The organism is Rhodocyclaceae bacterium (assembly GCA_020248265.1).
Classification (GTDB): domain Bacteria; phylum Pseudomonadota; class Gammaproteobacteria; order Burkholderiales; family CAIKXV01; genus CAIKXV01.
On sequence record JADCHX010000004.1, the window covers coordinates 720,480 to 738,464 of the forward strand.

Here is a 17,985-nt window from a genome sequence, read left to right on the forward strand (position 1 = left end):
GCCGGTCACTGACTCTCCGGGTACTGGCTCATCGCGTACCGACGCGCGTACGGGAACTGCATGCAGATCGACCTCAAGCAGGTGGAAGACGCCGCCAAGGAGCTGTACATCCGGGCGCTCAAGGTGCTTCCGCCGGACATCAAGGAAGGCTTCACCGGTCTGGTGAAGCGCGAGACGAACGCCACCGGGCAGTCGGTGCTGGCGACGATGATCCGCAACATCACCGTCGCCGAATCCACCGACAACCTGCTGTGTCAGGACACCGGCCTGCCGATCTACAACGTCGAGATCGGGCGCAACGTGCAACTCGACGGGTTCGCGCTGAAGCAGGCGATCCGCAAGGGCTGCGAACGGGCCACCACCGAGTATCCGCTGCGCTCCTCGGTCGTGCATCCGGTGACCCGGAAGAACGAACAGACCTCTTGCGGACCGCTGGTGCCGGTGATCAACATCGACTTCGTCGATGCGAGCGACCGGCTGTCGATCGAGATGATCCCGAAGGGCAGCGGTTCCGAGAACAACACCTTCCTGCACATGGCCATCCCGGCCGACGGCATTGACGCGATCAAGACATTCGTGATCGATTGCGTGCTCAATGCCGGCGGCAAGACCTGTCCGCCGACCATCGTCGGCGTCGGTGTCGGCGGCACCGGCGACCTGTGCGTGCACCTGTCCAAGGTGGCCGCGACGCGTGCGCTTGGCACCCGTTGCAGCGATGCGGAAGGCGCGAAGCTGGAAGAGCAGTTGACCGCAGCGGTGAACCAGCTGGGCGTCGGCCCACAGGGGCTGGGGGGCGATGCGACCTCGTTCGCGGTGCATATCGAGCTCGCCGCGACCCACATCACGATGAACCCGGTGGCGGTCAACATGCAGTGCCATTCCGCGCGCCGCGCGCGCGCGACCTGGACGCCGACCGGGCTGGCGTACGGCTTCTGACGCGCGCGCCCGCCGCATCGACCAAGGACACCAGATGGCGCACTACGATTTCCACATGCCGGTGACCGAGGCGCAGGTGCGTGCGCTGAGGGTCAACGATACGGTCACCCTGCACGACACGCTCTACGGCATCCGCGACGCGACGCAGATCCACATGTTCGACCGCGGCCGCAAGACGAAGTTCGACCTGCGCGGCCACGCGGTGGTGCACACCGCGCCGAACGTTCGCTGGGTCGGCGAGACCGCAGCGGCCCCGGTCGGCTACGAGCCGGTGTGCGTGGGTACCACCACGTCTGACCGGATGGAGCGCTTCAGCCGGCCGCTGATGGAGCAGTACGGCGTGCGTATCATCATCGGCAAGGGAGGGCTTCGGCAGGGTTCGCTGGATGCCTTCCGTGACCTGGGTGGGGTATATCTCGCTGTGATCGGCGGAGCGGCCGCGCTCGAGACCACCTGGATCGAACAGATCGAGGATGTCGACCTGCACGACCTCAACCCCGAGTCACTGTGGAAGTTCCGCATACAGGGTTTCGGACCGCTGCTGGTCAGCATGGACAGCCACGGGTCGAGCCTCTACACCGAAGTGAACGCGCAGGCGCGCGACCGGCGCGCCGCCGTACTGGCGGCGCTCGGCGTGAAGAGCTGAACAGACGGGCTGACAAGGCAGGCTGGCAAGACATGCGACGCATCAAGACCGATATCCTGATCCTGGGCTCCGGCGGAGCCGGGCTGTTCGCGGCGCTGCACGCGCACAAGAAGAACCCGAAGGCCGACATCACCGTCGCTGTGAAGGGGCTGCTCGGCAAGAGTGGCTGCACCCGCATGGTCCAGGGCGGCTACAACGTCGCGCTGGCGAAGGAAGACTCCGTCGAGCGGCACTTCATGGATACGATCGAAGGTGGCAAGTGGCTTCCCGATCAGGACCTCGCCTGGCAACTGGTCGAGGTCGCGATCGAGCGTATCCACGAGCTCGAGAACGAGCTCGGCTGCTTCTTCGACCGCAACCCCGATGGCACCGTGCACCAGAAGGCGTTTGCCGGGCAGACCTTCGATCGTACCGTGCACAAGGGCGACCTGACCGGCATCGAGATCATCAACCGGCTGGCCGAGCAGACCTGGGCGCGAGGCATAAAGCGGCTCGAGGAGCACCGGGCGATCGAGATCATCCGCAACCGGCGCGGCGACGCGATCGCCGGGGTGCTGATGATCGACATCCGCAGCGGCGAACTGGTATTCGTGCAGGCGCAGGCGGTACTGCTCGCCACCGGCGGCGGGCCGACGATGTACAAGTACCACACGCCTTCCGGCGACAAGAGCTGCGACGGCATGGCGATGGCGCTGCGCGCCGGTCTGACGCTGCGCGACATGGAGATGGTGCAGTTCCACCCGACCGGTCTGGTGGCCGGGGCAGGCACCCGTATCACCGGCACCATCATCGAAGAAGGGTTGCGTGGGGTCGGCGGCTACCTGCTCAACGGGCAGGGCGAACGCTTCATGGGTCAGTACGATCCGCGCAACGAGCGTGCGACGCGCGATATCGTCAGCCGCGGCATGTACGACCAGATGCTCAAGGGCAACGTCGGTCCGAACGGCGGGGTGTACATCACGATGCGCCACCTCGACCCGGCGATGGTGAAGAAGGAATTCCCCGGCATGGTCGAGCGCTGCGCCGACTGCGGCTTCGACCTGGTGTCGGGGCTGGTCGAGGTCGTTCCAACCGCGCACTACATGATGGGTGGCGTGGTGTTCCGCACCGACTGCTCGACCGATCTGCCCGGCCTGTTCGCAGCGGGCGAAGACACGGGCGGCGTACATGGCGCGAACCGGCTCGGCGGCAACGGTGTCGCCAACTCCACCGTGTATGGCGGCATTGCCGGCGACACCATGGGTGCCTGGATAGCCGGCAACGGCGTGTTCCACGAGCCGGACGAAGGCGCGATCGAAGCGGGTGCAGCGCGCGTTACCCGGCCATTCGGCGCAGGCAGCAAGGGCCCGGCGACCGGCCTGTCCGATATCCGTACCCGGCTGCACGACCTCATGTGGGATGACGTCGGCATCTTCCGGGACGCAGCCAGTCTGGCGCGCGCAAGCGGCGTGCTCGAGGAACTCGACGCCCGGCTCGATACGACCGGTGTTGCCGATGGCCAGCGCGCATTCAACCTCACCTGGCACGACTGGATCAATCTCAAGAACCTCGTGCTGGTCAGCCAGGCGATCCGTGGCGCTGCCGAGCAACGCGAAGATTCGCGTGGTGCACATTTCCGGAACGACCATCCGGACGTGCGCGACCTCGAGAACTCGCGCTACACCACGGTGCGCATCGACGGTGGCCGGTTCGACTACGGCACGCGGCCGGTGGTGTTCAGTCGGGTGAAGCCAGGACAGTCGTTGGTCGGCTGAACGGTCGAACGGCTGAACGGTCGCAAGGGGGGGCTGCCATGGCGCTACCGGTCGCGTACAACGCTGTGCATCGCTTCGCCGTCGTGTTACTGGCATCGGCGGGAATGCCCACGGACGATGCCGCCTGCGTCGCCGATCTGCTCGTGTGGGCAGACCTGCGCGGTGTGCATTCGCATGGGGTGTCGCGGCTGCCGCAGTATGCCGGCTGGCTGGCCAGCGGCGAGATGAATGCAACGCCCTCGATCCGGGTGCTCGTCGACCTGCCGGCCCTGCAGGTGATCGAGGGCGACCGCTGCGCCGGTGCGCTCGGCATGCGCCATGCAGTCGATGCGGTGATCGACCGTGCACGCAGCGCCGGTTCATCGGTCGCGCTGCTGCGCGCGACCACGCATACCGGCGCGGTCGGATTCCATACCGAACGCATCGCGCGGGCGGGGATGCTGGGCGTGGCGGCGGCCGCTTCGGTGCCGCTGATGGCCTACCACGGCGCCGGCCGAGCAGCCCTGGGTACCGCGCCGCTTTCGATCGCCGCTCCACGCGGCGCGGGTCACGCGCCAGTCGTGTTCGACATGGCCTCTGCGGTCGTGGCGATGGGCAAGCTGCGGCAGGCCAGAGTGAAGGGCGAGCCGATTCCGGCCGACTGGGCGCTCGATGCGAACGGCCATCCGACGACCGATCCTGCGCTGGCGAAGGTGCCCCTGCCAGTCGGTGGCGCGAAAGGCTCGGGGCTCGCGCTGATGTTCGAGGTGGTCGCGAGCCTGCTCACCGCCAACCCGATCCTGGCGCCGGCACTGGCGACAGGTGGCGCGAAGTACCCGCACGTGCAGAATGCCTTCGTGATGGCGCTCGACATCGACCGCATCGTCGATCCCACGGTCTATCGAAGCGAGATCGAGGCCCTGGCCGCCGCCATCCACGCGCTGCCGCCGAGTGGCGCTTCAGCGGTGCTGCTGCCAGGCGAGCGCGGCGAGTCGCGGCGGGCGGAGCAGGCGCGTGCAGGCATCGCGCTGCCTGCCGGGGTGCGCCATGACCTCGCGACCCTTGCAAGCAAGTACCGCGTCCCCGTGCCCTGGTAGCACGGCAGCGCACCTGCCGCCAGATTCAACGCACGCTCAGTGCGCCGTTTCCCAGTTGGGGCCGGTGCCGACTTCGACCAGCAGCGGCACCGCAAGGGTGGCCACGCCGTTCATCAGCCGGGGCAGAGCCTCGGCAATGGCAGGCCGTTCCGGGTCGGGCACTTCGAGGACCAGTTCGTCGTGCACCTGCATGATGATGCGGCTCGCCATCTTCGCTTCTCGCAGGTGGCGGTCGACGGCGATCATCGCGAGCTTGATCAGGTCGGCGGCCGTGCCCTGCATCGGCGCGTTGATCGCCGCGCGTTCGGCGCCCTGCCGGCGGCCCTGGTTCGAGCTCTGGATGTCCGGCAGGTAAAGGCGGCGGCCGAACACGGTCTCGACGAAGCCGGCCTGGTGCGCGGCTTCCCGGGTACGGCGCATGTAGTCGGCGACGCCGGGATAGCGCATGAAATAGCGGTCGATGTACTGCTGTGCGGCGGAACGTTCGATGCCGAGCTGCGCCGCCAGCCCGAACGCCGACATGCCGTAGATGAGCCCGAAGTTGATCACCTTGGCATAGCGGCGCTGCTCGCTGCTGACCTCGGCGGGCGCGGTCGCGAAGATCTCGGCAGCCGTCGCGCGGTGGATGTCCTCGCCCGCGGCGAAAGCGTCCAGCAGGCCCTTGTCGCCGGACAGGTGGGCCATGATGCGCAGCTCGATCTGCGAATAGTCGGCCGACACGATCACGCTGCCCGGCGGCGCGACGAACGCCTCGCGGATGCGCCGTCCCTCGGCGGTGCGCACGGGGATGTTCTGCAGGTTGGGTTCGTTCGAAGACAGGCGCCCGGTGACGGCCACCGCCTGCGCGTAGTTGGTGTGCACGCGTCCGGTGCGCGCATTGACCATCCTCGGCAACTTGTCGGTATAAGTCGACTTGAGCTTGGACAGCGACCGATGCTCCAGCAGCAGCTTGGGCAGCGGATAGTCGAGCGCGAGTTCGGTCAGCACGTCCTCGTCGGTCGAGGGCGTGCCCCCGGCGGTCTTGCGTATCACCGGCATGCCCAGCTTGCCGAACAGGATCTCCTGGATCTGCTTCGGCGAGTTGAGGTTGAAGGGCTGTCCCGCAGCTTCGTGCGCGCGCCGCTCCACGTCGAGCAGCTTGATGCCGAGTTCGTTGCTCTGGCGATTGAGCAGTTGCACGTCGACCAGCACCCCGGTGCGCTCCACCGTCTGCAGAACGCGCGCGACCGGGATCTCGATCTCGCGGTACAGCCGGTCGATCGGTTCGATCGCGGCCACCTGGGGATAGAGCACATGGTGCAGCCGCAGCGTGATGTCGGCGTCCTCCGCCGCGTACTCGGTCGCGCGTTCGATCGACACTTCCGCGAAGCCGATCTGCTTCGCGCCCTTGCCGGCCACCTGCTCGTAGGTGATCGTCGTCTCGCCGAGGTGGCGCAGCGCGAGGTCGTCCATGTCGTGCCGGCGGTGGCTCTCGAGCACGTACGACTGGAGCAGCGTGTCGTGCGCGATGCCGGCGAGCTGCACGCCGTGGTTCGCGAAGATGTGCGCGTCGTACTTCAGGTTCTGGCCGACCTTCGGGAAGGCGTCGCCCTCCAGCCAGTGGCGCAGCCGGGCGAGCACGTGCTCGCGGGCGAGCTGGTCGGGTGCGCCCGGGTAGCGGTGGCCGACCGGGACATAGCAGGCAACGCCGGGCGCGGTCGACAGCGAGATGCCGACCAGCTCCGCGTTCATCGGTTCGAGGCTGGTGGTCTCGGTATCCACTGCGGTCAGCGGCGCGGCTTCGATGCGCGCGATCCACGCATCCAGCCGCTCGTCGGTGGTGACGCATTCGTAGTGCCGCTCGATCGATGCGGCCTGCGGGATCGGTGCCGGGTCGTGCGCCCACTGTCGTGCCGGCAGGCGCTGCGCGGCGGTAGCGGTATCCGAGCCCTTCAGGTTGCCGCCGTTCGCCTCCGGATGGCGCGCGGCCTTGACCTCGGCCAGCCAGCTCTTGAACTCGAACCGTTCGAACAGTTCGGCGAGTTTGGCGTCGTCGGGATCGACAGGTGCCAGCCCTTCTGGGCCGAGCGGCAGATCGACGTCGCGCTTCACCGTCACCAGCCGCCGTCCCATCGGCAGCCAGTCGAGTGCCTTGCGCAGGTTCTCGCCGACCACCCCGCCGATCTGGTCGGCATTGGCGACCACGCCGTCGAGCGAGCCGTACTGTGCGAGCCACTTGATGGCGGTCTTCGGTCCTACCTTGGCCACGCCCGGCACATTGTCGACCGTATCGCCGACCAGCGAGAGGTAGTCGACGATCTGCTCCGGCGGAACGCCGAACTTCGCCTGAACCCCCGCGGGATCGAGCGTCTCGTTGCTCATCGTGTTGACCAGCGTCGTCGAGTCGTCGACGAGTTGCGCGAGGTCCTTGTCGCCGGTCGACACGATGGTGCGCATCGCATGCGCGCGCGCGCGGCAGGCCAGCGTGCCGATCACGTCGTCCGCCTCGACGCCCTCGATCATCACGATCGGCCAGCCGAGCGCACGGATGGCCTCGTGGATCGGATCGATCTGCAGCGCGAGGTCGTCCGGCATCGCCGATCGCGTCGCCTTGTATTCCGGATACCAGTCGTCGCGGAAGGTCTTTCCCTTGGCGTCGAACACGCACGCCCTATAATCGGCCGGCACTTCACGCTGCAATCGTCGCAGCATGTTGATCACGCCGTAGATGGCGCCGGTGGGTTCGCCTGCCTTGTTGCGCAGGTCGGGCAGGGCATGGAACGCGCGGTAGAGGTACGACGATGCGTCGACCAGCAGCAGTGTCTTCAAGGAGCGACCAATGCGGGAAAAGATGCCGGCCCTGCTCACACCGTCGGTGGAGCCCGAACTTGCCCGGCGGGTGGAGTCCTCGCGCGAGGCCTGGCGAGTGCTCGAGATTATGTCAGAGTTCATCGAGTCGACCGAACGCCTGACCAACATCGCGCCGGCCGTCAGCCTGTTCGGCAGCGCGCGTACGCCGCCCGATGGCGCGTACTATCTGCTCGCCGAGACGATCGCACGGAACCTGTCCGATGCCGGCTTCGCGGTGATCTCGGGCGGTGGCCCCGGCATCATGGAAGCCGCGAACAAGGGTGCGTACTTCGGACGCAGCCCCAGCGTTGGCCTGAACATCCTGCTGCCGCACGAGCAGAGCGCCAATCCGTACCAGGACGTCAGCCAGACCTTCCGGCACTTCTTCGCGCGCAAGGTCGCGTTCGTGAAGTTCGCCGTCGCCTACGTGGTGCTGCCAGGCGGATTCGGCACGCTGGACGAACTGTTCGAGGCGCTGACCCTGGTGCAGACCGGCAAGACGCGCCGCATGCCGATCATCCTGGTCCACACGCCGTTCTGGAGCGGGCTGATCGACTGGTTCCGAGAGCGACTGGTGGCCGAAGGCATGATCAGTCCGGAGGACGTTGACCTGATCCAGCTGATAGACGACCCCTCGAAGATCACCACGGCGATCTTCGATCACTACGAATCGCGCGGCTTCGCGCCGTCAGCCGAGGAACGCGAGATCCAGTTGAACCTCTGAAAAAGACGGGGGGGTCAGGTCTTGAGTTTTGCATCGGAGATGCAAAACTCAAGACCTGACCCCCCCGTCTTTCCCAGCAGCGAGGCTCAGGAAAGCTGTTTCGAGACCAGTTTGGTCAGGTCGAACATGGATACCTGCTTCTTGCCGCCGAAGATCGGGCCGAGTTTGGCGTCGGCGTTGATGTTGCGGCGGTTGACGCTGTCCTGCAGGCCGTTTTTCTTGATGTAGGCCCAGATCTTCTTCGTGACGTCCGGACGTGACAACGGCTTGTCGCCGACGATCGCCGCGAGCAGCGCGCTCGGCTTCAGTGCGACCATGAACGCAGCGTTGGGCTTGCGTGCGACCTTCTTTTTCGCGACTTTCTTCGGGGCCGCTTTCTTGGCAGCCTTCTTCGCGACCACTTTCTTGACGGCTTTCTTTGCTACTTTCTTTGCGACCTTCTTTGCAGCCTTGGTAGCGGCTTTCTTGGCGGGCTTCTTGGCAGCCATTCAGGATATCTCCATGGAGTGGGTGTGAGTCTTCCGCAGGGCGACCGGTACCGTCGCTACGGAGGACTGTACGGAAGTGTACTCATGCTACGAGAGAAGAATAGGGCTTTTCCGAGCTTTTTGCCTAGGAGCGCACGCAGCGGTGCGGCAAACGCACAACGCTTTCCGATGGCGGCGCGGCCCGAGGTTGCCTAGAATGAGGCTTTGGAGACCCCTGAGGCGCGCCATGCAAAGCCATCCGAATGACCCGTTACCCGCGACTGCGCAGATACCTTCGCCCGTGCGCGGCGTCCTGGCGGCCCTGCTGCTGGCGGCATGTGGCGCCCTGCTGGTGGCATTCCCGGCAGCCGCCCAGCAGCGCCCGTCCAACCTCGAGCCGTTGCCGGACATTCCTCCGCCGCCGCCGGCCACCTTGCAGCTGGCCCCGGGCGTCGAGCCCGAGATCCGTATCATCCGTCGCGACAAAGAGACGGTCGAAGAATTCCGCGTGGGCGGACAGCTCTACATGATGAGGGTCACGCCGGTCGGCGGCGGCACGCCGTACTACCTGGTCGATTACTTCGGCGACGGCAACTTCGCGCGTACCGCGACCTACGACAGCGGCGTGCGGGTGCCGATGTGGGTCATCCGCAGCTGGTAGCCCCGGACGCATGAGAGGCTGCCCGGAACCATGGCCGTATTCACCACCGTCACGCCCGACCAGGCCTCAGCCTGGCTGCTCCGCTATGCGCTCGGCAAGCTGGTTGCACTCGAGGGCATCCAGAGCGGCATCGAGAACACGAACTACTTCCTGACGACCGATGCGGCCGGCCGTGATGCGCGCACGACTGGCGGGCGTTACGTGCTGACGCTGTTCGAGAAGCTCACCGCGACCGAACTGCCGTTCTACCTCGGCCTCATGGCTCACCTGGCTGACCGTGGCGTCCCGACGCCCCGGCCGATGCCCGATGTCGATGGCCGGTGGCTCGGCGAACTCAACGGCAAGCCGGCCGCCATCGTCGCCCGGCTTTCGGGGCGCTCGGTCGCCGCGCCGTCTGAGCAGCAGTGCCACGCCCTCGGACGGATGCTCGGCACGATGCACGCCGCCGGTGTCGACTATCCGCACACGATGCCCAATCCGCGCGGCCCGCACTGGTGGAGCGCAACGGCCCCGAGGCTGGCCGGCTTCCTGCCGCCGGACGACTGGCGCATGCTCGAGAACGAGATCGCCTTCCAGGCGAGCCATCGCTTCGACCGCCTGCCGCGCGGGCCGATCCATGCCGACCTGTTTCGCGACAACGTGCTGTTCGAGGATGGCAGCGCCGAGGTGGGCGGCATCATCGATTTCTACTTCGCCTGCACCGACGTACTGCTGTTCGATGTCGCGGTCGCGGTGAACGACTGGTGCCGGGCCGATTACGGCGATCCGTCCGCAGGCATCGATGCGCACGCGGCCGCCGCGCTGCTCCAAGGGTATGCCGCCGTGCGTCCTTTCGGCGATACCGAACGCCTCGTCTGGCCGGCCATGCTTCGTGCCGGCGCACTCCGGTTCTGGGTGTCGCGGCTGTTCGATTTCCACCTGCCGCGGCCGGGAGAACTGGTACACGCGCACGATCCGGCCCATTTCCGCGACCTGCTGTCCTGGCATGTCGCATCGCCGGGGCGCATCGCGCTCCCGGGCGCCTGAGCCGCCGATGACTACCGACGACCCGAGGATGGTTGCACCGATGCCGATCCCGCGCGTGCTGCGCGCGCTCAGGGGCGCGCAATGGCTGGTCAACGCTTATGCGCTGTACCGGCGCAATCCCGGCGCCTGGGTGCTTTTCCTGCTGGCGCTGCTGGCCGCGATGGTACTCACCAGTCAGCTGAAGGTGATCGGTCCGCTGGTGTTCGGCCTGGTGTTCCCGGTGTTCAGCGTCGGCATTGCGCTGGCCGCGCAGGCGGCTGACCGCGGTGAGCCGGTCGTGCCGGCGCATTTCTTCGGCGGTTTCCGATCGTCGATCGGCGACCTCGTCGCGATCGGTGGCATCTACCTGATCGGCCAGCTGATGATCGTTGGTTTGATGATGGCGATCGGCGGCGCGCAGGTGGCGCAGGAAATGGCGGCCGGGATGGGGCCCGGGGGCGGGCCTTCTCCGGCCCCGGCACCCGGCGCGCCAGCCGTGGTGAGTGGGGCGATGGCGCTCGCCGGCCTGGTTGGCCTTTCGCTGCTGGTGCCGCTGCTGCTTGCCACGTGGTTCGCACCGCTGCTCGTTTTCTTCCACGGCCAGAAGGCCTTGCCATCGCTGCTGGCCAGCCTGGGTGCTGCGCTGCGCAACTGGCGCGCCTTCATGATGTGCTTCGCCTCCCTGCTGTTGGGGATGATCCTGGTGCGTCTCGTCGTCAGCGTGCTGGTTCTGGTTCCCGGCATCGGACCGATACTGGCGATGGTCTTCCTGGGGATGGTGGTTTCCGTGATCGCGCCGGTCGGGTTCATCGCGTTCTACACGTCGTATGTCGACGTATTCGATCCGCGCGACGGCGCCGCGCCCGACGCCACGCCCGACGCCACGCCCGACGAGGAGCCCGACCAGAAGCCCGAGGGAGGGTGAGGTCGCTCCGGCGTATCGATCCTCAGGCCGGATCGAGTTTCGCGTAGGCCAGCGCGAGCCACTTCACGCCTTCGCGGCCGAAGTTGACCTGTACGCGGGCGTCCGACCCGCGCCCTTCCGCATCGATGATCACGCCGCCGCCGAACTTCGCATGGCGCACGTTCTGGCCGATCCGGAACGGCATGCCCACCGCCTCGATCTTCGGTGCCTGCTGGACCTGTACCGCCGCGTAGCTGGCCGGCGTACGCGGCCGGTCGAAGCTGGTCGAGCCACCGCCGCGCTCGTAGGTCGGCGACAGGCGCTTCAGCAGCTTGACCGGGATCTCGCGCAGGAAGCGCGAGGCGACGTTGTAGCGGGTCTGGCCGTGGAGCATCCGGCTCTGAGCGAAGGTCAGGTAGAGCCGCCGGCGTGCACGCGTGACCGCGACGTACATGAGCCGGCGCTCCTCCTCGACGCCGCCGGCATCGTTCAGGCTGTTTTCGTGCGGGAAAAGGCCCTCTTCCAGGCCGCTGGCGAAGACGGTGTGGAACTCCAGGCCCTTGGCGGCGTGCACCGTCATCAGCTGCAACGCATCGTCCCCGGCGTTGGCCTGATTGTCACCGGCTTCCAGCGATGCATGGGACAGGAACTGGATCAGCGACTGGTCGGTGGGCTCGGCTGGCGCGGGTGCGGTGCCACTGGCGGCAGCGATGCCGGCGTCGGCGTCGCCCGGCGGCAGGCCCGGCATGTCCCCGAAACCTGCCGCCAGCATCGCGGCGTCCGCCTCCGCCTCGGCCGCGTCCTCGTCCAGCGCCGCGGCGGCCAGTGCGGTCGGACCCTGCGAGGCGAAGGAATCGGCATCCGCTTCCATCTCGAGCAAGCGCATCGGGTCGTCCGAGAACTGCGCAGCCGCATTGACCAGTTCGTCGAGGTTGGCGATGCGGTCGGCGCCTTCGCGCTCGGCATCGTAATGGGTGCGCAGCCCGGAGCGTTCGATCACCGCTTCGATCATCTCGGGCAGGGTGATGCCGGCGCATTCGTTGCGCAGCCGATCGATCAGCAGCACGAACCCCTCGACGCCCTTCCTCGGTGCATCCGGCGAACCGCCCTTCGTGCCGCCGCGCGAGCACGCCGCCTGCCACAGGCTGGTGCCGCCGGCACGGGCCGCGTCCTGCAACTGCTCGATCGAGCGCGCGCCGATGCCGCGCGTGGGGAAGTTGATCACCCGCAGCAGTGCTGCGTCGTCGTCCGGGTTGGCGACCAGCCGAAGGTAGGCGAGCGCATGCTTGATCTCCTGGCGCTCGAAGAAGCGCAGGCCGCCGTACACCCGGTACGGCAGGCCAGCCGAGAACAGCGCGTGTTCGAGTACCCGCGACTGCGCGTTCGAGCGGTAGAGCAGCGCGACCTCGACCAGCGGTACGCCGGTCGCCTTCAGGTCGCGCACCTGCTCGACGACGAACTGCGCTTCCTCGAAGTCGGTCTGCGCCTCGAACAAACGGATCGGCTCGCCCTGCGATTCGGAGGTCCACAGGTTCTTGCCGAGCCGCTGCTGGTTGTGCCCGATGAGTACGTTGGCCGCTTCCAGGATGTTGCCGTGGGACCGGTAGTTCTGCTCGAGCTTGATGATCGTGCCGGCATTGAACTCGCGCTCGAAGTCGCGCATGTTCGCCACCTTGGCGCCGCGGAAGCTGTACACCGACTGGTCATCGTCGCCGACCGCGAACACCGCATTCTGCGAACCGGCGATCAGCTTCAGCCAGTCGAACTGCAGACGGTTGGTATCCTGGAACTCGTCGACCAGGATGTGGGCGAAGCGCGCGCGGTAGTGTTCGCGGATCGCCTCGTTCCTGGCCAGCAACTCGTAGCTGCGCAGGATCAGCTCGGCGAAGTCGGTCACGCCCTCGCGCTGGCACTGCGCTTCGTACATCGTGTAGATCTCGACCAGCTGACGCGTATGGTCGTCGAACGCCTCGACCGACCCGGGCCGCAACCCGGCATCCTTCTGCGCGCTGATGAACCATGCGGTGTCGCGCGGCTTGAAACGCTCTTCGTCGATGCCGTTGGCCTTCATCATCCGCTTGACCATCGCCACCTGATCGGCGGTGTCCATGATCTGGAAGGTCTGTGGCAGCCCGGCGTCGCGGTGGTGGGCGCGCAGCATGCGGTTGGCAAGCCCGTGGAAGGTGCCCACCCACATGCCGCGGGTGTTGATCGGCAGCATCGCGGAGATGCGTGTCAGCATCTCGCGTGCGGCCTTGTTGGTGAAGGTTACCGCCAGCAGGCCGAGCGGATTGACCTGCCGCGTCTCGATCAGCCAGGCGATGCGCGTGGTCAGCACCCGCGTCTTGCCGCTGCCGGCCCCGGCGAGGATCATCGCGGACTCGCGCGGCAGCGTGACCGCAGCGAGTTGCTCCGGGTTCAGGTTTTCGAGCAGTCGGCTTTGCATGGCAGGGCGCGATTATAAGGGTCCTCAAAGCCGAGTCCCCGGTGTCCGGCGGGGATTTATTTTTCGCTGCGCCTGCGCAGCGCCGAACAGCATCCGCACCGCGCCGGGGCGCTTGGCCCGAACGCGCCGTCCGCGGCCGCCGGCAGGGCCGGTTCGGGCGGGAAGCGCGCCCCGGCCCGCTATAATCCGCCGCCTCATCTCTCCCTTCGGCAAGAGCGCCCGCATGCAACCCCAGTACCAACCCTCAGCCGTGGAACAGGCCGCCCAGGCCTGGTGGACTGAACACCAGTCGTTCCTTGCCCGCGAGGGTGCCGCGGCGCAAGGCCGGCCGAAGTACTACTGCCTGTCGATGTTCCCGTATCCATCGGGAAAGCTGCACATGGGGCATGTGCGCAACTACACGATCGGTGACGTGCTCACCCGCTACCACCGGATGCGCGGCCACAATGTGATGCAGCCGATGGGCTGGGACGCGTTCGGCCTGCCGGCCGAGAACGCGGCGATGCAGAACCAGGTGCCGCCGGCGAAGTGGACCTACGACAACATCGCCTACATGAAGCGGCAGCTGCAGTCGCTCGGGCTGGCGATCGACTGGTCGCGCGAACTCGCCACCTGCCAGCCCGATTACTATCGCTGGAACCAGTGGCTGTTCCTGCGCATGCTCGAGAAGGGCATCGCGTACAAGAAGACCCAGGTGGTGAACTGGGATCCGGTCGACCAGACGGTGCTCGCGAACGAACAGGTGATCGACGGGCGCGGCTGGCGAACCGGCGCCGTGGTCGAGAAGCGTGAGATCCCCGGCTACTATTTCGGCATCACGCAGTATGCGGACGAGCTGCTGTCCGCGCTCGACACCCTGCCCGGCTGGCCCGAGCGGGTGCGCACGATGCAGGCGAACTGGATCGGCAAGAGCCACGGCGTGCGCTTCGCCTTTCCGTACGAACTCGACGGCCAGGCGGGGCAGCTCTGGGTCTACACGACACGCGCTGACACCATCATGGGCGTCACCTTCTGCGCGGTCGCGGCCGAACACCCTCTCGCCGCCCGCGCGGCCAGCGACAATCCGGCGCTCGCCGCGTTCATCGACGAGTGCCGTCATGGTTCGGTGATGGAAGCCGACATGGCGACGATGGAGAAGAAGGGTATGCCCACCGGGCTGTTCGTCACCCATCCGCTGACCGGCGCGCAGGTCGAGGTCTGGGTCGGAAACTACGTGCTGATGACCTACGGAGACGGCGCCGTGATGGGCGTGCCGGCCCACGACGAGCGCGACTTCGCGTTCGCGAAGAAGTACGGCATCGACATTCGGCAGGTGGTGTCGGTGGCGGGCAAGGATTTCTCGCTGGATGCCTGGCAGGAGTGGTATGCCGACAAGGAACAGGGCAGCTGCGTGAACTCCGGGCGCTATGACGGCCTCGGTTACGTGCAGGCGGTGGACGCGATCGCTGGCGACCTGAAGGCAAAGGGCCTGGGCGACAAGCAGGTGCAGTGGCGGTTGCGTGACTGGGGCGTGTCGCGCCAGCGTTACTGGGGCTGCCCGATCCCGATCATCCATTGTCCCGCCTGCGGCGATGTGCCGGTGCCCGACGACCAGCTGCCGGTGGTGCTGCCGGAAGACTGCGTACCTGACGGCAGCGGAAACCCGCTGGCGAAACGGTCCGACTTCGTCGACTGCAGCTGCCCGAAGTGCGGTGGCGCCGCGAAGCGCGAGACCGACACCATGGATACCTTCGTCGACTCGTCCTGGTATTACGCGCGGTTCGCCAGCCCGGCCGCCTCGACGATGGTCGACGAGCGCGCCGCCTACTGGATGCCGGTCGACCAGTACATCGGCGGCATCGAGCATGCGATCCTGCACCTGCTCTATTCGCGCTTCTGGACGAAGGTGATGCGCGACCTCGGGCTGGTGTCGTACGACGAGCCGTTCGCCAACCTGCTCACCCAGGGCATGGTGCTCAACCATATCTTCACCCGGCGTACCGACAAGGGCGGCATCCAGTACTTCGCGCCGGAAGAGGTGGAGCTCGCGCTCGACGCGGCGGGCAAGGTCACCGGCGCGAAGTCGGTCGCCGACGGCCAGCCGGTGAGCTACGACGGCATCGGCACGATGTCGAAGTCCAAGCGCAACGGCGTCGATCCGCAGTCGCTGATCGAGACCTACGGCGCGGATACTGCGCGCTTCTACATGATGTTCGCCAGCCCGCCCGAGCAGACGCTCGAGTGGAGCGATTCCAGCGTCGAGGGGGCCTACCGGTTCCTGCGCCGGGTCTGGGCATTCGGCCATCGTTTCGCAACCGAGATGAAGCCGCACCTGCCGGCGGTGCGCACGCTCGGTGCCGGCGCGCTGCCGCCGGAACTCGCCGCCCTGCGGCGCGAGGTCCACCTCGTGCTGAAGCAGGCCAACTTCGATTTCGGCAAGTTCCAGTTCAACACCGTCGCCTCGGCCGCGATGAAGATGCTCAATGCGATCGAGAAGGTTCCGGCCGGCGGCAGTCTGGCGCCCGGCTTGGTCGCCGAAGTCGCCGAGGAGTCGTTGTCGATCCTGGTGCGGCTGCTGTCGCCGATCACCCCGCATCTCGCCCATGGCCTGTGGACCGAACTGGGCCTCGCGCTCGAAACCGGGCAGGCGGTCCTCGATGCGCCCTGGCCGGAGCCGGTCGACTCCGCGTTGGTGCAGGACGAGATCGAGCTGGTGCTGCAGGTCAACGGCAAACTGCGCGGCAGCGTGCGTGTGCCCGCTTCGGCGGACAAGGCGGCGATCGAGCAGTTCGCGCTCGCCAGCGAGGCGGCCGTGCGTGCGATGGACGGCAAGTCGGCGAAGCGCGTGGTGGTCGTGCCCGGCCGCCTCGTCAACATCGTCGCGTGATCGCACAGTCGTGAGGTTCGCGCTACAGTAGTACCTCAAGTGCGGAGGCGGTGATGAGCGTTCCAGTGTCCAGACGTACCTTGCTCCAGCGTGCCGGGGTGGTGGCGCTTGCTGCAGTTGCGGCCGGCTGCGGATTCACGCTGCGCGGCTCCACGAACATTCCGTTCGATACGCTGTTCCTGCAGGGCGCCGAGAACACGGCATTCGCCGTGGAGCTCAAGCGCAACATCCTGGCCAACCGCAACGTCCGCGTCGTCGACGACGCCAAGCTCGCACAGGCGACCTTGCAGATCACCGGTGTCGCCCAGGAGCGGCGCATCCTGTCGCTGTCGGGCGCGGGGCGGGTGCGTGAGTTCCAGCTGATCTACCGGGTGTCCTATCGCGTGCACGACGGCAAGGGGCGCGAGTTCATCCCGCCGGGAGACGTCGTGCTGCGCCGGGACATCACCTATAACGACTCGCAGGTGCTCGCGAAGGAACAGGAAGAGATCCTCCTGGTGCGCGACATGCAGAGCGATGCCGTGCAGCAGCTGATCCGCCGGTTGTCGACCGCGCGCCTCGCCGCTTCCTGACCGCCCGGACGCACCGCGATGCGCATCGGCGCCGATGACCTTGCCGCCGCGCTGCGGCGGCCGCTCGGGCCGCTGTACACGGTGGTGGCCAACGAGCCGCTGCTCGGCCACGAGGCGCTTGCCGCGCTGCGGGCCCGGGCGCTGGCGGAGGGTTACGACGAACGCACGGTACTCACCAGCGAATCCGGCTTCCGCTGGGAGGCGCTGCGCGCGGCCGGCGACTCGCTGTCGCTGTTCGCGTCGCGGCGGCTGGTCGAGGTACGCGTCCCGACTGGCAAGCCCGGGCGCGAGGGGGGGCAGGCGCTCGCCGATTACGCGAAACGGTTGCCGCCGGACACGGTCACACTGGTGAGCCTGCCCGCGCTCGACTGGTCCGGCATGAAGGCGGCGTGGCTCAAGGCCCTGGAGGCAGCCGGCGTACTCGTGATGGCCGACCCGTTTCCGCGCGACCGGCTGGTCGACTGGATCGAGGCGCGGCTCGCGAAGAACGGCCAGCGCGCAGCGCACGACACCCTCGCGTTCCTTGCCGACCGGGTGGAAGGCAACCTGTCGGCCGCGAACCAGGAGGTCGAGAAGCTCGCACTGTCGTTCGAGCCGGGCGAACTGTCGTTCGAGCAGGTCAGCGGTTCAGTGCTCGACGTCAGCCGCTTCGACCTGCGAGCGCTCGGTGCGGCGATGCTCGACGGCGACCGGACGCAACTGGTGCGCATGATCGACGGCCTGCGCGCGGAGGGCTCGCCGCTGCCGCTGGTCACCTGGACGCTCGCGCACGAACTGCGCGCGCTGGTCGGCGTACACGATGCGCTGGATGCCGGGCGCCAGAAGGCTGCCGCGCTGCGCGAGGCCGGCGTGTTCGGCCCGCGGAGCGATTCGATCGGCCGTGCCGCCAGCCGGATCGATGCGCGCCGTGCGCGCCGTGCCCTGCGCGCGGTGGGCGAGATCGATCGTGCATCGAAGGGCCTCGGCACGCGCGATCCGTGGCAGCTCATCACCGCGTTGTGCCTCGGGTTGTCGGGCATGCCGAAGCGTCCGGCACCGCGGTCCGGTTGATCGGGCGCAGGCGGGCAGGGCAGGAAACCGGATAGACTTCAGGCCCCTC

General features: G+C 67.2%; 14 protein-coding genes. 11 read left to right on the forward strand and 3 right to left on the reverse strand.

What is annotated here, in order from left to right; genetic code table 11:
• Positions 1–60 precede the first annotated feature (60 nt).
• From ING98_07125 to ING98_07140, 4 genes are read left to right on the forward strand one after another with little or no spacing between them, the layout of a single operon-like run.
• Entirely contained in the window at positions 61–936 is an 876-nt protein-coding gene (locus ING98_07125) for a fumarate hydratase (GenBank protein MCA3101627.1), read from the forward strand.
• Positions 937–970: 34 nt separating this feature from the next.
• Positions 971–1,582, forward strand: coding sequence for a fumarate hydratase C-terminal domain-containing protein (locus tag ING98_07130; GenBank protein MCA3101628.1), 612 nt, complete (start codon positions 971–973; stop codon positions 1,580–1,582).
• Positions 1,583–1,614: 32 nt separating this feature from the next.
• Complete coding sequence (locus ING98_07135) at positions 1,615–3,336, forward strand: FAD-binding protein (protein ID MCA3101629.1); 1,722 nt, start codon at positions 1,615–1,617, stop codon at positions 3,334–3,336.
• A gap of 38 nt (positions 3,337–3,374) precedes the next feature.
• Complete coding sequence (locus ING98_07140; GenBank protein MCA3101630.1) at positions 3,375–4,412, forward strand: Ldh family oxidoreductase; 1,038 nt, start codon at positions 3,375–3,377, stop codon at positions 4,410–4,412.
• Between the two features lie 36 nt (positions 4,413–4,448).
• Here ING98_07140 and polA read toward each other — a convergent pair whose 3' ends face one another.
• Complete coding sequence (gene polA / locus ING98_07145) at positions 4,449–7,343, reverse strand: DNA polymerase I (protein MCA3101631.1); 2,895 nt, start codon at positions 7,341–7,343, stop codon at positions 4,449–4,451.
• Here polA and ING98_07150 point away from each other — a divergent pair.
• Positions 7,243–7,965, forward strand: a complete 723-nt coding sequence (locus ING98_07150; protein ID MCA3101632.1) for a TIGR00730 family Rossman fold protein — start codon at positions 7,243–7,245, stop codon at positions 7,963–7,965. The genes polA and ING98_07150 overlap by 101 nt on opposite strands.
• 86 nt (positions 7,966–8,051) lie before the next feature.
• Here ING98_07150 and ING98_07155 read toward each other — a convergent pair whose 3' ends face one another.
• On the reverse strand, positions 8,052–8,453 hold the full coding sequence (locus tag ING98_07155; GenBank protein MCA3101633.1) for a hypothetical protein: 402 nt from the start codon (positions 8,451–8,453) through the stop codon (positions 8,052–8,054).
• A 280-nt stretch (positions 8,454–8,733) separates the two neighbouring features.
• Here ING98_07155 and ING98_07160 point away from each other — a divergent pair, with 280 nt between their 5' ends.
• Genes ING98_07160 through ING98_07170 form a run of 3 tightly spaced genes read left to right on the forward strand, consistent with a single transcriptional unit; the run spans position 8,734 to position 11,023 of the window.
• Entirely contained in the window at positions 8,734–9,093 is a 360-nt protein-coding gene (locus ING98_07160) for a DUF2782 domain-containing protein (protein ID MCA3101634.1), read from the forward strand.
• A 30-nt stretch (positions 9,094–9,123) separates the two neighbouring features.
• Entirely contained in the window at positions 9,124–10,119 is a 996-nt protein-coding gene (locus tag ING98_07165) for a homoserine kinase (GenBank protein MCA3101635.1), read from the forward strand.
• A gap of 7 nt (positions 10,120–10,126) precedes the next feature.
• Positions 10,127–11,023 (forward strand): hypothetical protein, encoded by an 897-nt coding sequence (locus ING98_07170; protein MCA3101636.1) that lies wholly within the window; start codon positions 10,127–10,129, stop codon positions 11,021–11,023.
• A 22-nt stretch (positions 11,024–11,045) separates the two neighbouring features.
• On the opposite strand, the gene ING98_07175 is transcribed toward ING98_07170, so the two are convergent.
• Positions 11,046–13,448, reverse strand: coding sequence for a UvrD-helicase domain-containing protein (locus ING98_07175; GenBank protein MCA3101637.1), 2,403 nt, complete (start codon positions 13,446–13,448; stop codon positions 11,046–11,048).
• 223 nt (positions 13,449–13,671) lie between these two features.
• On the opposite strand from ING98_07175, the gene ING98_07180 reads away from it, so the two are divergent.
• The 3 genes from ING98_07180 to ING98_07190 are packed head-to-tail and all read left to right on the forward strand — an operon-like array spanning position 13,672 to position 17,936.
• A complete protein-coding gene (locus ING98_07180) occupies positions 13,672–16,314 on the forward strand; it encodes a leucine--tRNA ligase (protein MCA3101638.1) in 2,643 nt (880 codons plus the stop codon).
• A 53-nt stretch (positions 16,315–16,367) separates the two neighbouring features.
• Complete coding sequence (locus tag ING98_07185) at positions 16,368–16,886, forward strand: hypothetical protein (protein ID MCA3101639.1); 519 nt, start codon at positions 16,368–16,370, stop codon at positions 16,884–16,886.
• A gap of 18 nt (positions 16,887–16,904) precedes the next feature.
• Positions 16,905–17,936: a DNA polymerase III subunit delta gene (locus ING98_07190; GenBank protein ID MCA3101640.1), complete on the forward strand. Its 1,032-nt coding sequence runs from the start codon at positions 16,905–16,907 to the stop codon at positions 17,934–17,936.
• The last annotated feature ends 49 nt before the right edge of the window (positions 17,937–17,985 follow it).

Bases quoted from the DNA above. Each gene is read 5' to 3' on its own strand.
- ING98_07125 (MCA3101627.1), top strand. From the start codon at position 61: ATGCAGATCGACCTCAAGCAGGTGGAAGACGCCGCCAAGGAGCTGTAC.
- ING98_07130 (MCA3101628.1), top strand. From the start codon at position 971: ATGGCGCACTACGATTTCCACATGCCGGTGACCGAGGCGCAGGTGCGT.
- ING98_07135 (MCA3101629.1), top strand. From the start codon at position 1,615: ATGCGACGCATCAAGACCGATATCCTGATCCTGGGCTCCGGCGGAGCC.
- ING98_07140 (MCA3101630.1), top strand. From the start codon at position 3,375: ATGGCGCTACCGGTCGCGTACAACGCTGTGCATCGCTTCGCCGTCGTG.
- ING98_07150 (MCA3101632.1), top strand. From the start codon at position 7,243: ATGCCGGCCCTGCTCACACCGTCGGTGGAGCCCGAACTTGCCCGGCGG.
- polA (MCA3101631.1), bottom strand. From the start codon at position 7,343: ATGAACTCTGACATAATCTCGAGCACTCGCCAGGCCTCGCGCGAGGAC.
- ING98_07155 (MCA3101633.1), bottom strand. From the start codon at position 8,453: ATGGCTGCCAAGAAGCCCGCCAAGAAAGCCGCTACCAAGGCTGCAAAG.
- ING98_07165 (MCA3101635.1), top strand. From the start codon at position 9,124: ATGGCCGTATTCACCACCGTCACGCCCGACCAGGCCTCAGCCTGGCTG.
- ING98_07170 (MCA3101636.1), top strand. From the start codon at position 10,127: ATGACTACCGACGACCCGAGGATGGTTGCACCGATGCCGATCCCGCGC.
- ING98_07175 (MCA3101637.1), bottom strand. From the start codon at position 13,448: ATGCAAAGCCGACTGCTCGAAAACCTGAACCCGGAGCAACTCGCTGCG.
- ING98_07180 (MCA3101638.1), top strand. From the start codon at position 13,672: ATGCAACCCCAGTACCAACCCTCAGCCGTGGAACAGGCCGCCCAGGCC.
- ING98_07185 (MCA3101639.1), top strand. From the start codon at position 16,368: ATGAGCGTTCCAGTGTCCAGACGTACCTTGCTCCAGCGTGCCGGGGTG.
- ING98_07190 (MCA3101640.1), top strand. From the start codon at position 16,905: ATGCGCATCGGCGCCGATGACCTTGCCGCCGCGCTGCGGCGGCCGCTC.